12 protein-coding genes are annotated in these 13,752 nt (G+C 47.2%); 2 read left to right on the top strand and 10 right to left on the bottom strand.

What is annotated here, in order from left to right:
- On the bottom strand, positions 1-368 hold a 368-nt coding region (locus tag F0228_RS25360), incomplete at its 3' end, for a relaxase domain-containing protein (RefSeq protein ID WP_171763046.1).
- A 584-nt stretch (positions 369-952) separates the two neighbouring features.
- Entirely contained in the window at positions 953-3,040 is a 2,088-nt protein-coding gene (gene traD, locus F0228_RS25355; RefSeq protein WP_171763045.1) for a type IV conjugative transfer system coupling protein TraD, read from the bottom strand.
- Between the two features lie 149 nt (positions 3,041-3,189).
- On the opposite strand from traD, the gene F0228_RS25350 reads away from it, so the two are divergent.
- Both F0228_RS25350 and F0228_RS25345 read left to right on the top strand, forming a co-directional pair.
- Positions 3,190-3,789: a DUF2913 family protein gene (locus F0228_RS25350; RefSeq protein ID WP_171763044.1), complete on the top strand. Its 600-nt coding sequence runs from the start codon at positions 3,190-3,192 to the stop codon at positions 3,787-3,789.
- A gap of 176 nt (positions 3,790-3,965) precedes the next feature.
- Entirely contained in the window at positions 3,966-4,373 is a 408-nt protein-coding gene (locus F0228_RS25345; RefSeq protein WP_171763043.1) for an H-NS family nucleoid-associated regulatory protein, read from the top strand.
- Positions 4,374-4,665: 292 nt separating this feature from the next.
- On the opposite strand, the gene F0228_RS25340 is transcribed toward F0228_RS25345, so the two are convergent.
- The 8 genes from F0228_RS25340 to traF all read right to left on the bottom strand — a co-directional run.
- Entirely contained in the window at positions 4,666-5,235 is a 570-nt protein-coding gene (locus tag F0228_RS25340; RefSeq protein WP_171387428.1) for a TfoX/Sxy family DNA transformation protein, read from the bottom strand.
- Between the two features lie 557 nt (positions 5,236-5,792).
- A complete protein-coding gene (locus F0228_RS25335; protein ID WP_171763042.1) occupies positions 5,793-6,344 on the bottom strand; it encodes a DNA-binding protein in 552 nt (183 codons plus the stop codon).
- Positions 6,345-7,472 carry a helix-turn-helix transcriptional regulator gene (locus F0228_RS25330; RefSeq protein ID WP_171387427.1) on the bottom strand — a complete coding sequence of 376 codons (1,128 nt, stop codon included), beginning with the start codon at positions 7,470-7,472 and terminating at the stop codon, positions 6,345-6,347.
- Between the two features lie 306 nt (positions 7,473-7,778).
- Positions 7,779-8,333 (bottom strand): hypothetical protein, encoded by a 555-nt coding sequence (locus F0228_RS25325; protein WP_171763041.1) that lies wholly within the window; start codon positions 8,331-8,333, stop codon positions 7,779-7,781.
- A 78-nt stretch (positions 8,334-8,411) separates the two neighbouring features.
- The gene (locus tag F0228_RS25320) at positions 8,412-11,207 is read right to left on the bottom strand and encodes a conjugal transfer protein TraG N-terminal domain-containing protein (protein ID WP_171763040.1); all 2,796 of its coding nucleotides are present in this window, start codon (positions 11,205-11,207) and stop codon (positions 8,412-8,414) included.
- Between the two features lies 1 nt (position 11,208).
- Complete coding sequence (locus F0228_RS25315; RefSeq protein ID WP_016768054.1) at positions 11,209-12,615, bottom strand: conjugal transfer protein TraH; 1,407 nt, start codon at positions 12,613-12,615, stop codon at positions 11,209-11,211.
- A complete protein-coding gene (trbB, locus tag F0228_RS25310) occupies positions 12,612-13,028 on the bottom strand; it encodes a type-F conjugative transfer system pilin assembly thiol-disulfide isomerase TrbB (protein ID WP_016768055.1) in 417 nt (138 codons plus the stop codon). The genes F0228_RS25315 and trbB overlap by 4 nt, the downstream gene beginning before the upstream one ends.
- An 84-nt stretch (positions 13,029-13,112) precedes the next feature.
- Positions 13,113-13,752 (bottom strand): type-F conjugative transfer system pilin assembly protein TraF (gene traF, locus F0228_RS25305; RefSeq protein WP_171763039.1); only part of this gene is annotated, 640 nt, incomplete at its 5' end.

Genomic DNA, 13,752 nt, shown 5'->3' with positions numbered 1-13,752 from the left:
TTGTGCGCTTCAATGAGGCGGTTATCTCCGCCAATAAGTGCAAGAACGCTGAGGGATTTGGGCGCAGAAAAGGTCAGGTCGAAGCCAGATTTGTGTTTTTCTCGTTTCCCTTTAATGGTTTCACCACCAAGATTGCCAGAGAGCACCGATTCTAGGGTGGCTTGCTCTACGGGTTTACCCGCCAGTCCCGCTTCGATGGCCAGCTTGCCATGCCAGAAGGTGTTTTCTTCCTGGTCTTGCTCCTTGAGGTAGTAGTTATCGCCCGCGTCTTTTTCTAAAGAGACGTCAGGTAGGTCTTTGTGTTTTTCTTCGCTGAGGTAATATTTGGCAGCGCCAGAAGCGGATTTCAATGGGCTAATAGAAAGCATGAGTATTGTCCTTGTGCAACGCAAATCGCCGCTAACAGCAAAACTGAGCGGTGGTTATATCGAGAGGAGGAGTTAAAAGCCTTGCTATTGCAAGGCTTTGTATAGTGATGATTCGAGATGATAAGGCTCTATGTACATTTCTAGTGCACTATAACTAAATGTTTAGTAGTAACTAAGATTGAGTCAGTCCACTTTTTGACACGATGAATGCCAAGTACAGGCAAGTCATGCCTATCGAATGCAATAAACCAAATAAAGAGTACTCCATGCTGATGCTCAGGAGTAAAGCGAATCCTGCAGAGGTGAGTACAATGTAGTGAGGCGTGTTGGGGCGTTTTTTAACAAAAACCACCACGAGGCGCTTCAAACCATACAGTAATAAAGAGCCCGTGGTCGCGATGAAAAGTTGCGTCCATTGAAATGGACTCTCGGTGATCTGCATAAGACAAAGTGCGGAAAATAAGAGCGAGACGACCAAGGTCTCGAAGATGAATCTAGACAAACTCGGTAACATGAAAATATCTAATAGACTTGGGATGCAATGACCTATTTCTGTCTTGTGTGGCTATCGACTATTTGGTGCGCTATTCAACCATATCGCCCGCTTCCATCTCTATTTCCGGCGAGATGGCTTGCTCTTCAATGGTGCGTTGCGCTTGCTCCTGGTACTCGTGATTGTCTTGAGCCTTTGACTCGACCATCGCTTGCACGGTGTCACTTTGCATCGCTTCTTTCATTTGGCTTGCCTCGTTGAGCATCTCTTCTTTTGAATCGAACTTGGCTTGTTGCAGGTCGAGAAGGGGTTGCTGCTCTTCTTTAGATAGGTGAAGGCTCGGTGCGACGCTTTCGTAGTAGGTGGCTTGGGCATAGGCCTCCTGCATAGGCTGTGACAATGTCACGCTTCGTTTATTGAAAGAAGGGCAGATGTCTTTCATGACATCGAACTCCAAATCCAGTTTAGTGATGAGATCGACACCTGGCGTGCGTAAGTAACATTGCAAATCATCCAAAGCTTGGATCTCACTCGGCGAGACCACCGGTCTTGTGACCGTTTGATGGCCCAATGACACGCCATCACGCAGCGTGTTCGCACCGTACGACACGTTTTCTTTAGAAATATCGACTTCTTGCTCCCCCAAGTCTTTGGAAGAGATTTGCGCCATTTGTGCGGAAGGAGCACGAAAGAAAAAGCGCGTGTTCAACAAATCAAACATCTCATCGGCGGCGTTCTTGCCATAGGTTTTCACTAACTGCGCGTACGATTGGATACCAATTAAGTAGCACCCGCCAAATTTTCTCACTTCGGCTATGATGGAACCCAATTCTGGCAGTTTGTGAAGGCTGGGCATTTCATCCATCAATACCCAAATGCGGCGGTCTTCATCGGCTTCTAATCCTAAAATGGCGTTGGACGCGATAGCCAACCACATGGAGATGAGCGGTCGCAGTGACGCATGCTGCTGCGCGTTACTCGATAAGAACAAAAACCCGGTTTGCTTATCGTCTTGCACCCAGTCTGTAATAGAAAACTTCTTCTGCAGCGCTTCGTCTCGATGCTCATCATCAAGACCGTCTAAAAAACGCATGCTTTTCATGTAGGTGGCCAACACCGACTTGATGGAAATCGCGGTTTTCTTGATGTCCTTCGATGCCAGGGCCGCCGCCTCGGTGCCTTCAAGAAAATTACCTAACGCTTCAAGCTCACTGGTCAAAATTAAACTCAATAGGCGTGCGGTCGTCGCGGGTTTATTGTCCTGGCTCATGCGAAAGGCGGTGGATGAAAAAATGGTGCGCGCTGAGTCAACCCAAAACGGATCGCCATCGCCGTGTTGTGGGATGAGGGCCGCGGCCATGTTCTCAAAGTCGGGGGCGTCTTTCGCGTCGCACCACACGTCCCAATTCGCGCATCGAGCATCAAACGGATTCAATATGACGTCGGTCTCAGGGCGGTAGAATTTACTGGTGAACACACACCCTTTGTCGTAAATGATGGCTTTGTCGCCACGCGCTCGTATCCATCGCACCAGTTTGCGGATCATCACTGATTTACCCGCGCCCGTGGTGCCATCAATGAGCAGATGTTGCACCTCAAACGATTGTTTGAGCAGCGCATGGCCATCAATCTTAAATTTAGAAATGGTGCCATCGCCATAACCGCGTTTACGGTTCACTTTAGCGCGCTTAATTTGCCTCTTAGTTAAGACTTGTGGCTCAACCAGGCGAAAACCACGCACATGAAAGTCTTCACTCTGTTTCTCGCCTTGCTCTTTGAAAAAACGCTGCAGCAAATAAAAGATGAAGAATCCGACCAACATCGAAATGAGGTAGTAGACTTGGAAGTTGCGCCACACCTCGGCGTGAATATCGAGAAGCACGACATTTTCAAGCTGAGACGCGAGCGTGGACTGGTAGCGCTCACCGTCCCACACCGTGGTCACCAAGCTGTCTAATGGTTTGCCGAACTTAGCGTATAAAATGTTCCGCCAGTAATAGAACTCACCCCAAAAGGCGTGACGCGGAGCTTGCCACAGTGTCAGGGCGAGGGTAGCCAATAACATCCCAAAACCAATGAACTTGATGAGGGTGTTGTTGACTTGAAAGAACATTCGAATGGAATGGAAGGTGACTTGGCCACCTCGGGTAAAATGGTTACTTTTCTTACGGGTACGCATCGTCGCTCCTTATTTAAGAGTTGGCGTTGAAGGTAAAGTGGTGAAATGAACGTATTCACTGCCATTCAAAGGAAAGGCCGCGCTTACGCCATGATTTTCATTGGGGATTTGATACACTGTGCGACTGATTGGATAAACAGAGCGCTTTGATGAGTCAAAATTTAAAACACTACCTAGCTCTGGATGAGCTGGTTACCCATTCACTGCTGACGCTCTATTGCACTATGAGTCAGCAAGGCGGGTTTTGGACGGTCAAGAAACGCAATGCCTTCTTGGTGAAATACCTCAAACCGAAAGTAAAGCAGGCTCAATTCTCTGTGTGCAAGAACGACCTAAAAACCATGCTCACTATTGGTCGCCAAACCAGAGGTAATCTTGAGCAAAAGTTGTGGGCGGTCAATCAACTGAACCTTGAGTTTCAGGCTCGATTGTCCCAGGCGGATGAACTCTATCTCATGCTGACAGACCTCAATGAGCAGCACCAATTTCCTTCCGAGATCGACCATCCCGACAAAGCGAGAGAGGAGGAGACCTTGTATATGACCCAGTCAGAAATTGAAGAGGGGTTTGATAAAGACAATAACCAAATTAAACCCTTGGTGATGACTGTCAAAACGACGCGCCTCAAAGCGCTGACTGAGGCCGTGCAAGCCAAAGGTGTCTATCGGGTAGAAATCGAGCATGTGGATGAGCATGAAGTGATTCACTTACTCTTGCATCGCATTTCCTCCCCAAAAAGTGAGCGATAAGCGCGTTGTTGGACAATGACCTCTTCATTTCTCCCCCTCTATGCCATCTCAGCTTTTATATGAGACCCAGTTAACAAAGCATCACTACTTTCAAATGAATTTTGACACACACTTCGACAAGCATTATATATGCAGCCGCTTAGTCATATAAAAATTCAACAATAAGTAGGCTTAACATGAACCCAATGATTAAAACGTTACTGAACATTCGCACTTTGCGAGCATTCTCTCGAGAATTAACTTTTGAGCAGCTTGAAGACGCACTGGATAAATTAACAACCGTGTATCTGGAACGCCAGGAAAGCGAAGAAGTTGAACGTGAAGCGCGCGCAGAAAAAGAGGCCAAAGTGGCTGAAATGGCAAAACAAATGTCAGAGATTGGAATAGGGGTAGAGGACTTACTGGCCGCGCTCTCTGGACAGCCAAAAACAAAAAAAATTCGTCAATCAAGACCCGCGAAATACCAATACACTGATGAGAGCGGCACTGAAAAAACATGGACAGGACAAGGTCGCACACCTTCGGCCATTCAAACGAAATTAGATGCGGGTCAATCCATGGATGATTTTTTGATTAATCGCTAGTTTCTTTTACTCAAAAAAAGCGCCCCTGCAGACGACTATAACGGTCATACTTGATCTACTCGATGCCCTTGGCTCAGCAAAAAGTCAGGGCAATGGACAGAGCCCCCATGACTTAGCGCTGGCAAACACATATCAATATTACAAAGCATTAAACGAAAGGTGGTTTAATGCTCTATTGCCCCTTTATATGGTAACAAGCCACGAAAGACTTCCATCACCTTCAATTACAGTAATTATAAATAAAGAGGGCTTCAGAGCTTTGGCTCGTTGTTTGCCGTTTTTATAGATATAGTCACACAGTTTCAATCAAATGGATTAACTCATTGCGCCTTTGGTTAGAAACGACCGACCAGTGTACACCTTGTATCGCTCCCTCTAGAATCCAAAGCAGTTCAAGTTTAACGGGAACATTATGCGAAGCTCGAATGGCGAGGAAAGCGTTGGCTGCGCCAACACGATATAAACACTCAACAGAATCAATACCAGCCTTTCTGAGCATCCGTTCTGTGCTTGCTTGAAAGTTCGGTAATACTCTCAATTTAACGGGGAAAGATAAACGTTTTGATAACCCTCTATTCTGGGAATCGTTCAGTGCACCTTTAGCTAATTGAAGCACTTGGTTGCGATCCTTCAATACATCATTAGGTAGGATGTAATAAGAGGTGACAACCCGACCCGTCCGTTTTGTATAAGAAAAGGGCTGAAATCCACGCTTTTCAAACACTTTTTTTTGGCTTTCATTCGCTCTTATGCATAATCGTTGTTCCGCAACGAAAGCAAAAACTGTCTTATCTGAAAATAAACCAAATCCGCCGAACATAGAGTGCGATGTTATGCTTCCTAATGGTGATAATAGATCCATGTAATATTTCAAAAAATTGTTAGGCATGCTAATGAGTACTGTAATGTTTAACCTCATGTTGAGAGGAGATATGATTTAACTATTTTATGGGCTAATGCAAAGAAAAAGCATGATCGAGTTCTCACATTAATCGTCCATTTGGAGCCCCGAATAACATGACCATAATACGGTGATCTGCGTATCACCTCGATAACAAGGAAAGGGCCGAGAAGTAGAGGGGAAGTGAGAGAAAAATATAAAATAACTTCAAAACCCGTCCGGTTCTTACCATCAATAAAGTAGCCCACAGAGACGGTCCACTAAAATTTTCTGAGACGAAAAAAATAGGGGTTGGTCGCTCTCAGTGAGCTAGGGTTATCGATTAAAAACGAAAATACTTCTGACGCACTGCGTTTGTCTGGCTCACTCTACTTACTACATGCAAGCATATAGCTGGTAGAGCGAACCTTGATTTATTCCATAACACGAAAGTGGGGTGGGTAAAGTCGTACAGCGTTGGGAAAGTGAACCCATTGAATGTTCTGCTTGTTCAGGGGTCTCACAAGGGTTGATTGTTTTTATAACTCAGGAAAAAATTTCTTAAGATCACGATGTAGATTAGCTGGGCAATCTCCAATTGCGATCCAATAGTCAACAATACCTTTGATTTTTCCGATATCTGCATGACCGTTGTCATGCATAATTTTCATTAACTCTAAAGTCGGAATAGACTTCACTTCAAACGCTTCGGCTAACTCAGCCATGTCTTGATCATCTGTCACCACAGGAATATCTAACTCTAGCGCATACGCAATGTAGAGGGCATCAACCTTTGAGGGGCCAGGTAAGTCCGTCGTAACGTAATCCCAGATATATGAAAATGAGTGGTTTATTGCATTTTTTTGTTTGCGCCCTATTGTAGGGAAATGCTTTCTGTTCTCTTCATATTCTTCTTCATTGACCCATGGGAACTTTGAATTTAATCGACGATTACCAAGTTCCTCATTGAGTTCAGGGAGGATATAAAGACAGTAATCGTCGTCACCAAAAGAAACAAACAATAATGGTCGAATTGATTGGGCTAATCTGAGGTATGAATTGGTATCAACTAAGACTTTAGACTGGGGCATTTAAGTCAACTCAGAATAGATACTACGTGCATCCAATAGTGGCATATCTGTTACTGATTGAACAAAACCAGGGCCTTTTCTCTCCTCTTTGAGGTATCTTTTTAGCAAATCAAAGAAAGGCGTTTCAAAAGCTTTCTCTGACTTATTAATAAAATCACGAGCATCAAGCTCAGAGATATTACCTAGTAAAGCTTCACTTAAATTACTAAATTTCTTATTAAAATTCGTAATAGCACCATAAAAAGATTTAGGTAGGTCTATTTCCTGAACTTTGGCATTCAACGCATATTTATTCACTTGGCCCAGTACTGTATAAGGTGAAATACATTGACTATTTGCGATCTCTAATATTTTTGAAATTTTGGCTGAACTCGATCCTAGCTTGAAAATATCTAGATATGTTTTTTTTGCTAATTCATTAGGGAAAAGTAGAGCACCAGCAAAGTCATCTGCAAAATCTTCTGCTTCATCACCCGACAAAGATGGAGACAAACAGTGTCCTAGTTCATGTGCCATCCAGAATTTAAAATCATGAATATTTGTATCTAAATTAAGATATACCCATGTGGTTTGAGAGTCAGGGAGATGTATATGAATAGCATTTTCATGACGCTGCTTTGTCCCCCAGAGTACCGGAACAACTACGGCTTGTAGTTCGCTAAAGCGACGTATTAAATGGTCAAAATCTACAGTTTCAGTTTCACTAAGGTTTATATCTTTTCGTACTTTCGCTGTAACTTTACGCAAATACTCATAGTCACATGTTGGAGACTTTAAGATCGGCGGCATTTCTAATGTTTCGAAAGGTAAATAAGGAACTAAATGACGTAAAAATCGCCCTGTCTCTTGCGCTTTCTCAACATGGTGATCCTTTGTTTTTGTCCCTGCTTTCTTGCGAAAGGCAATTACAGGGGCATGAGGATCTTCATTGATAACAAGATCGGCGAAACTCAGCTTTAGTAGTTTACCAAGCTGTAGCAACTTATTAGGACGAGGGAATGACTTCTCATTTAACCACTGAGAAACAGCCTCTTTACTGACACCTAAGCTATCTGAAACAGCTGTCTGTGTTAAACCAGCTGATTCCATTGCACTCAAGGCGTTTTGAATATTTAATTTCTTTTTCATGGCCGAAGTATATTGTTGAACAGCCAGTCAGTCAAGTTTAGTCAAGTTAAAGAACCTGTAACTTGACTAATTTTATCCCAGATCAATTAAACTCTTTTTCGACTACTACAGAGACAGCTAAACACCTCGCATTCGGAACTCTTCCAGCTTTGGCGTTTGTTTAATATCACCAGCAGTAAGACTAGCCCTCGTCAGTCGCCTAACTTGGGTGCCAGTGGCGGGGGAAGAATATCTTCGTTGTTATCACCCATGAAAAAGGCACGCCGTGTGGCGTGCCTTTTTAGAGTGTGGTTGGTGTTAAGGAGGCTAGTAGTTAAAGCCCACCAAACGGTGCGATTGCGGCACTTGGTCGTAACACGGGTATTTAGTTTGTAGACCGTACTCGATGAGTGCTGTCGAAGACATAAAAGAAGCCGCTCCATCATACGCATTGAATCGATTAGGCTTGAATTTCAAATCCTGCTCTAACCCATACCAGATAATGTTCTCTATGAACTCGGTCGGGTTTTTCGCGTTGTGACTGACTGTCTTCAAGCTGCCGCCTGCTGGACAAAACCACGGCACCACATTGGTCTGGATTTGTTGGTTAATACTGCCGATGTGTGCGGCCTGCATTCCCCACAAAAACGCTTTGAGCTTAGCGTGCTGTTCGGTGCCAGGTTGGTCAAGGTAGCGGATGAAATAAGACAAGTTGTCGACCTGATCCATTAATTTTATATCTAATGAATGTAGATCATCCGATTGGTATCTGGTGTTCAGTTTCACGATAAGCTGCTCTAACGCTGGGCTTTTGTGCCACGGTTGCGCCATAGCTGGTAGGCTCACCAACACACTGAGTAAACCGCCTATTATCCATTTCATATATCACTCCAACCCTCACTAATATAGGCATAATATTAACACAGTTTACTATGTGTTTAAATATACAGCGCTGTGTTTTTAACCATTATCTTTAGGCGGCATGAGGGGATAGCCGGCAGCGGGATAATTGGCCACTTCGGTCGATTTAATGGGGGTGGTATCAACTTCCGCCTCGACTTTCTTTTGCACTCCATGATTGCCGTCGGCGGTCGGCGTTGGGGCCGTTTGCACCTCATTTTGCAAATGTCCCGCGTATAGTAAAGCATTCCCTTTCACGTTATGGTAGGAGCTGTCGACAAACAACTCGCCACTCTCATTGACCTTAAACATATCAGCGGCCACCTCCTGTGTTTTGGTTAACGATTGTTCAGCGCCCGTGTTCATTAAGGAGGCTTGCTCTGGTTGGAGCGTTGGCGTTTGCCCTAAGTCCTTGGGCTGATACAAAGATTTGAGCTCATTGAGTGACGTTTTTGAGGTGTTGACGCCGTATTGCTCCTGGAAACCAGCGCTGTGCGTGTATTTATCAAACCACTCTCTCACATCTTGCATGTCTTCCGGCTGACTGGCGTTCATCAAGCGGCCCACTTCTTTAGGACTATTTTCTTCTAAATATTGCTGGAAACCTGTGATGGCACTGGCACTGAAATTCACCGTGTCGTTTTTCACTCTCGATTGCATGTGGCTTAGGCTGTCGACCTGTGCGTTCGATTCATTGACCGCGGCCGCGGTTTGTTGAGTGCGCTGCGCATTGATCGCAAAGTCGTGCGCGTATTGCTCAGCTTCACTGCGATTTTCTTTCGCATCGAGTGTGCGGCCTGCGCGCTGCATCTCCGTCGCCCCTTCACTGTATTGCGAAGTCGCTTGGGCTAGGGCTTGTTTCTGCTCCGCGTTCATGTGACTGAATGACTCTCTATCCTCCTCACTCCAACTGGCACCGGCTTTGGCGCTCGTCCCAAAGAATTTCGGGGTGCCCACTTCAACGCCGGCATTTTTCGCCGCCACATACGCCTGCGCTTGATCATGCGTCCAGCCCATGGTCTCAGACACACTCTTAATCGCCGAGTCCATTTTCGAATGCGACTGACTGATTTGCCCTTCGGTCGACATCGTTTGACCGTCGCCATAAGAGCGGTTTTTACTCCAGTTATCGTTCCAACGGTCACTTTGCTGGAAGCCTTTCGAGAAGCTGTCGTTGAAACTGTTCATATTCTGCGTCTGCGCGGTTTTTGCGTCAGAATATTGATCGTTGACGCTGTTTTGCAGCATGTTCGAGGCTTGCGCTTGCCATAAGGGTTTGGATTCCGCTTCCTGCGCGTTATACAGCCTGCGGCCATCTTCATTTTGTAAGCTCGTGATGCTTGAGCCATCCCGCTGCTGCGCGGTGTTCATCCCGGTTCTTAGCAGCATGTTGTCATCAAACTTGTTGGCTGAGGTGTTATTGAGGCTGTGGTTTTGCATTTGCAGATTACCAAAGTCCATGTTACCGGTGGAAGACGCCGCAGAGACGCGGGCGTTGGTGCTGTTGATCATCCCCGCCAGTTGGTAGTTCATGGCTTGCGCAGCGGCCACGCCCCCTTGCAATATTTTCCCCGCAAGCACTGGAATGGTCATCATCAAAAACCCGGCCATGTAGCCGTAGCGCATGTGCAGCTCATCAATCGCATTGCTGTTCGATAATGAGAGACCTCGCATTGGATTCGCGGTCGCGCTTGAGTGCGACTCAAGAGTCCACGTCATGATCGCATTGAGTATCGCAAACAGGGCCGGCCAAGTGGCGAGGTAGGCGAACGTCTTGATGTAGTTGGTCAGAACCATCTTGGTGAGCGCCGGAATGAGCGCCGCCGCCGCGACCATGAACCCTAGACAGCTAAACAGGGTAAAGAGCATCGTGTGCAACATCGGGATAAACTCTCTGGCCTGCATACCAAGGGTCGCCCACATTGAGGTTTGCTGCATTTTGTTCGAGGTGTACGCGTAATTCATCGCACTGGCGGACGGGTCGAGGGTGTTAATGCTGTAACGCATCGCGTTCATCGCCATGTTGTGCTTGAGGACATCGACCGCGTTGTTGCTGATACCAATGAATTTCTGATAACTGTTCGACATGGCATTTTTTACGTGCGCCTTATAGGTTGACGCTTTGTCGCCGTGCAGGTAGGTCGCAATCAAATCGAGCTCAATCCCCGCGGAGGTGGTGAATTGGGCCTTGATGTCAGGGTACACCGCTTCGCAGGTTTTAAAGGTCTGGTTGAGGTCGTTGAGTATCACACCGCGCAGTGGGCTCATGTTTTTGGTATCCAAAAATGCAAACGTGTCCGGCGCGTTCATGAGTGCGTTCCAGGTGTACTTTTTATTGATTTGGATGTCGCCAATAATGCAGTTTTGGAAAAAGTCATTCCATAAACGGCGCAGCGCCACGTCTTTTAAATCACTTTGACGCGACAACTGATACAACTCGGACCCAAACATCATGCCGGTGCGACCGTAACGCTCATCGTCGGTGGTGGTAAAAATGGACTCGATGGCGTCGGCTGTACCGACCATCATGGTCGAAAAGAACCACGTCGGCAGGGCAATGAGATAGGGCACGTTGGCCACCGAATATCCCGCCGTTGGCTCGGTCTTATCAATGACTTGCATGGTGACGGTTTGTTTTATCAACATCGAAGGCACCAGGGCGAACACAATGGCCCAAATGTAGATGTGTTTGGGGTTACGTGTCGCCACAAAGTACGCGTAGGTCATCGCGGCGCCTATCATCAAAGAGATGGACATCATTGAGGCGAACGATTGGCTGACAAAAAAAGTGGCGATGGCATTGAGCGCCTTTTGTATCGCCGCGCCTTGGGTGTAAGTGTAATATTCGAGTGTCACATTAGCCTCCAAAGGACAGGTTCTGCAGCAGTTGTTTGTTGATTTTGCTCATCGCTTCCGAGTCGCTCTCTTTATACGCCTGCGTCAATTGCTCTTGGGTCAATATCACGCGTTTCGCTTTGTCTGAGAGTCCATTGGTGAAGTCGCGAGCGCGATCGATGTCTGACATGATTAAAGCGATGTCCTTGCTGTCCACTTGCGTGTGGTTCAGTGACGTGGTCACCACCGTCAGCATGTTTCTGAGATAGCGGGTTAGCAACTCAACCGAGATGACGCGCGCGTACGCCGAAAAGTTCGGGTAACGGTTGCTTCTGACAGACCCGATGAACACCGCCAGCACCGGCGTATCGGTGTACTCCAAAAAGCTTTTTTGATTGTCGGTGAGCCCCGTATCATTGGCTATACTGATGTATAAGGCTTCTAACGTTTGACGAATACGCACTTCGAGCCCTTTGTCTTGCGCTAAAGTCAGCTCTTTTTTCTGCGGAGACAAACAGGCTTTCTCATCGGTGTTATCACACTTGTAATACTCAATCTTCCCCCCTTTGAGCATTGCGTCCACCAAGTTATTGTTGTCCGCTAACAAGGAGGCGTAGTATTTGGGGCGACCGTTTGCGTCATAAATATACGTCCCTGACAGGCTCATCAAAAATTCAGCCAGCGCTTTATCTCCGGCTAACCAGCCATTTTTAAGCGCCGCTGACCAAACGATGTTGTGGCTGGTCTTGGCGATGTCTTCCAACCCAGCGCTGCCATCCGCGCGAGCGCGTGCGACCTGTGCGTTCGACTGACCGCCCACACCACACTCCACTTGCGCGCCGACCCAATCATCAAACACGTTGCCTTTGGTGCCGATGGTGGCGCAGACGTGCTTTTTCGCCGCCGGACCGCCAAAGGTAGCGGCCAGTCCACTGACCCCCGCCTGCGCCGCTTCACAAGAGTTGATCGACTGATTGAGAAACTTATCGGCAATGTTTTGCAGGTTGTCACGAATTTGTTTGATTTGCGGTGCCCAGACTTGAAGCGCCAGGTCGACCGCAAACGGCGCCGCGTTTTGCACCACCGCTTTGCCAAATTGCACAAGACCGTCGGCGTTGATATGAGAAAATCCCCCCATAAAGGCGTCAATCCCGCCACAACCCATTGAGACTTCGGGTAAGTGCACACTCATGAGCTGCGCACTTTTTATGGGGGTGCGAGCATACAAAGAGCCGCCATTGTAATAATTCGCGGCTTGGCCTTTGAAAGCATTGGGGTGGGTGACATTGGCGTTGTAACCGAGACCATTAAAAAAACCGTCTAACGACGAATTGACGCCGCCGGCGTAGGAAGCGCCAGTGAGTAACCCGCTGAGCATCAAAGCGATAAGACGGGCTCGCCCTGGTGGGGTGTGGTGAGGTCGGATCATCGTATGGCCTCTAAGGTGTCGGCATCGCTTAAAATGTGGCGAATGCTGGTTTCTAACTGCACCTCCGACACATCGCCAATAGACACGCGCACAAACTTCTGAGAATTGACGTTTATCAAAAACGTCGCGGGTACCGTGATGTTGCGGGGATTGTCAAAAAACATCTGACTCACCGCGGGCGTCGCCGGAATAGGGACGGGGTAATGAGGAACGGCTTGGCCATCCAGCGAAAAGGCGTACGTCTGCAGTTGTTGCCGATGGGTCACTCGTTTGAGTTTCGGTGCAAAACGGTGGCAATAAGGGCAATCACTGCGAAAGAAGAACACCATCGCGTAATCGTCATTGGGCGCAGCCTGCACCGTAGCGAAAGGCGAAAGCAGCAAAAAGAGTAAAGTAAGGGTTCGTATCAACATGATGATGTTCTCTTGGTTTACCGTCATTTAAGGACGTGACGGTGCAAAACAGGGGAGAGATTTGAAGCGGCAAGACTCGGCGCGCTAAAAATCGGGCGTTTGATAGTCATTGGCGACGTTGTAGAAACGCCCCAACAACGCGGTTTGTGAAATAAACCCGTAAGCGAGCGGCTTCATCTCACCCGTATTGGGGTTGACTAAAATCAGGGCAGGCGCATAAGGCACCTCGACTTTGTTGTCGTTATTGCGGTTATCTCGAATGCCGGAGACAAAGGTCTTATCACGCGATAATCCTAAAATCTCAATCCCGTGCGTATCGGAAAAGGCTTGCAGCGACGGGGCCAATTGCTGACTGAGACTGTCTTGGCCGTCATAGACAAAGAAAAACCCCCAACCTTCGTCGCGCATGTGCGCCACAGCGTCGATTTTCTTCTCTCGTTCGAGCTTATGATAGGTGCCGCGCGCCGCAAATTCAGCCGGACGATCTTTGAGGTAAGAGAGCTCAGGGTGTTGGAGTAACACCTTTTTGAACGTCATGCCCGTTTCACTGGTGCGCTCACCAATGTATTGGTGAAGTTGCATGACTGTCTTGAGCTTGTCCTCGTCTTTCGAATGGATGGTGGCGTCGTTGAGCGCTTCCTTGTACGTCTCATGAAACCAGTCCATCTGTTCGGTAGCGCTCATGATCCTCGTGGTGGTATTGGGCTCAAGGGGTTTTGGGGGC

It is taken from the genome of Vibrio sp. 99K-1, assembly GCF_013114585.1.
Classification (GTDB): Bacteria; Pseudomonadota; Gammaproteobacteria; order Enterobacterales; family Vibrionaceae; genus Vibrio; species Vibrio chagasii_B.
The sequence above is the reverse complement of the archived record's forward strand: the minus strand, read 5'-3'. Positions and strand labels throughout refer to the sequence as shown.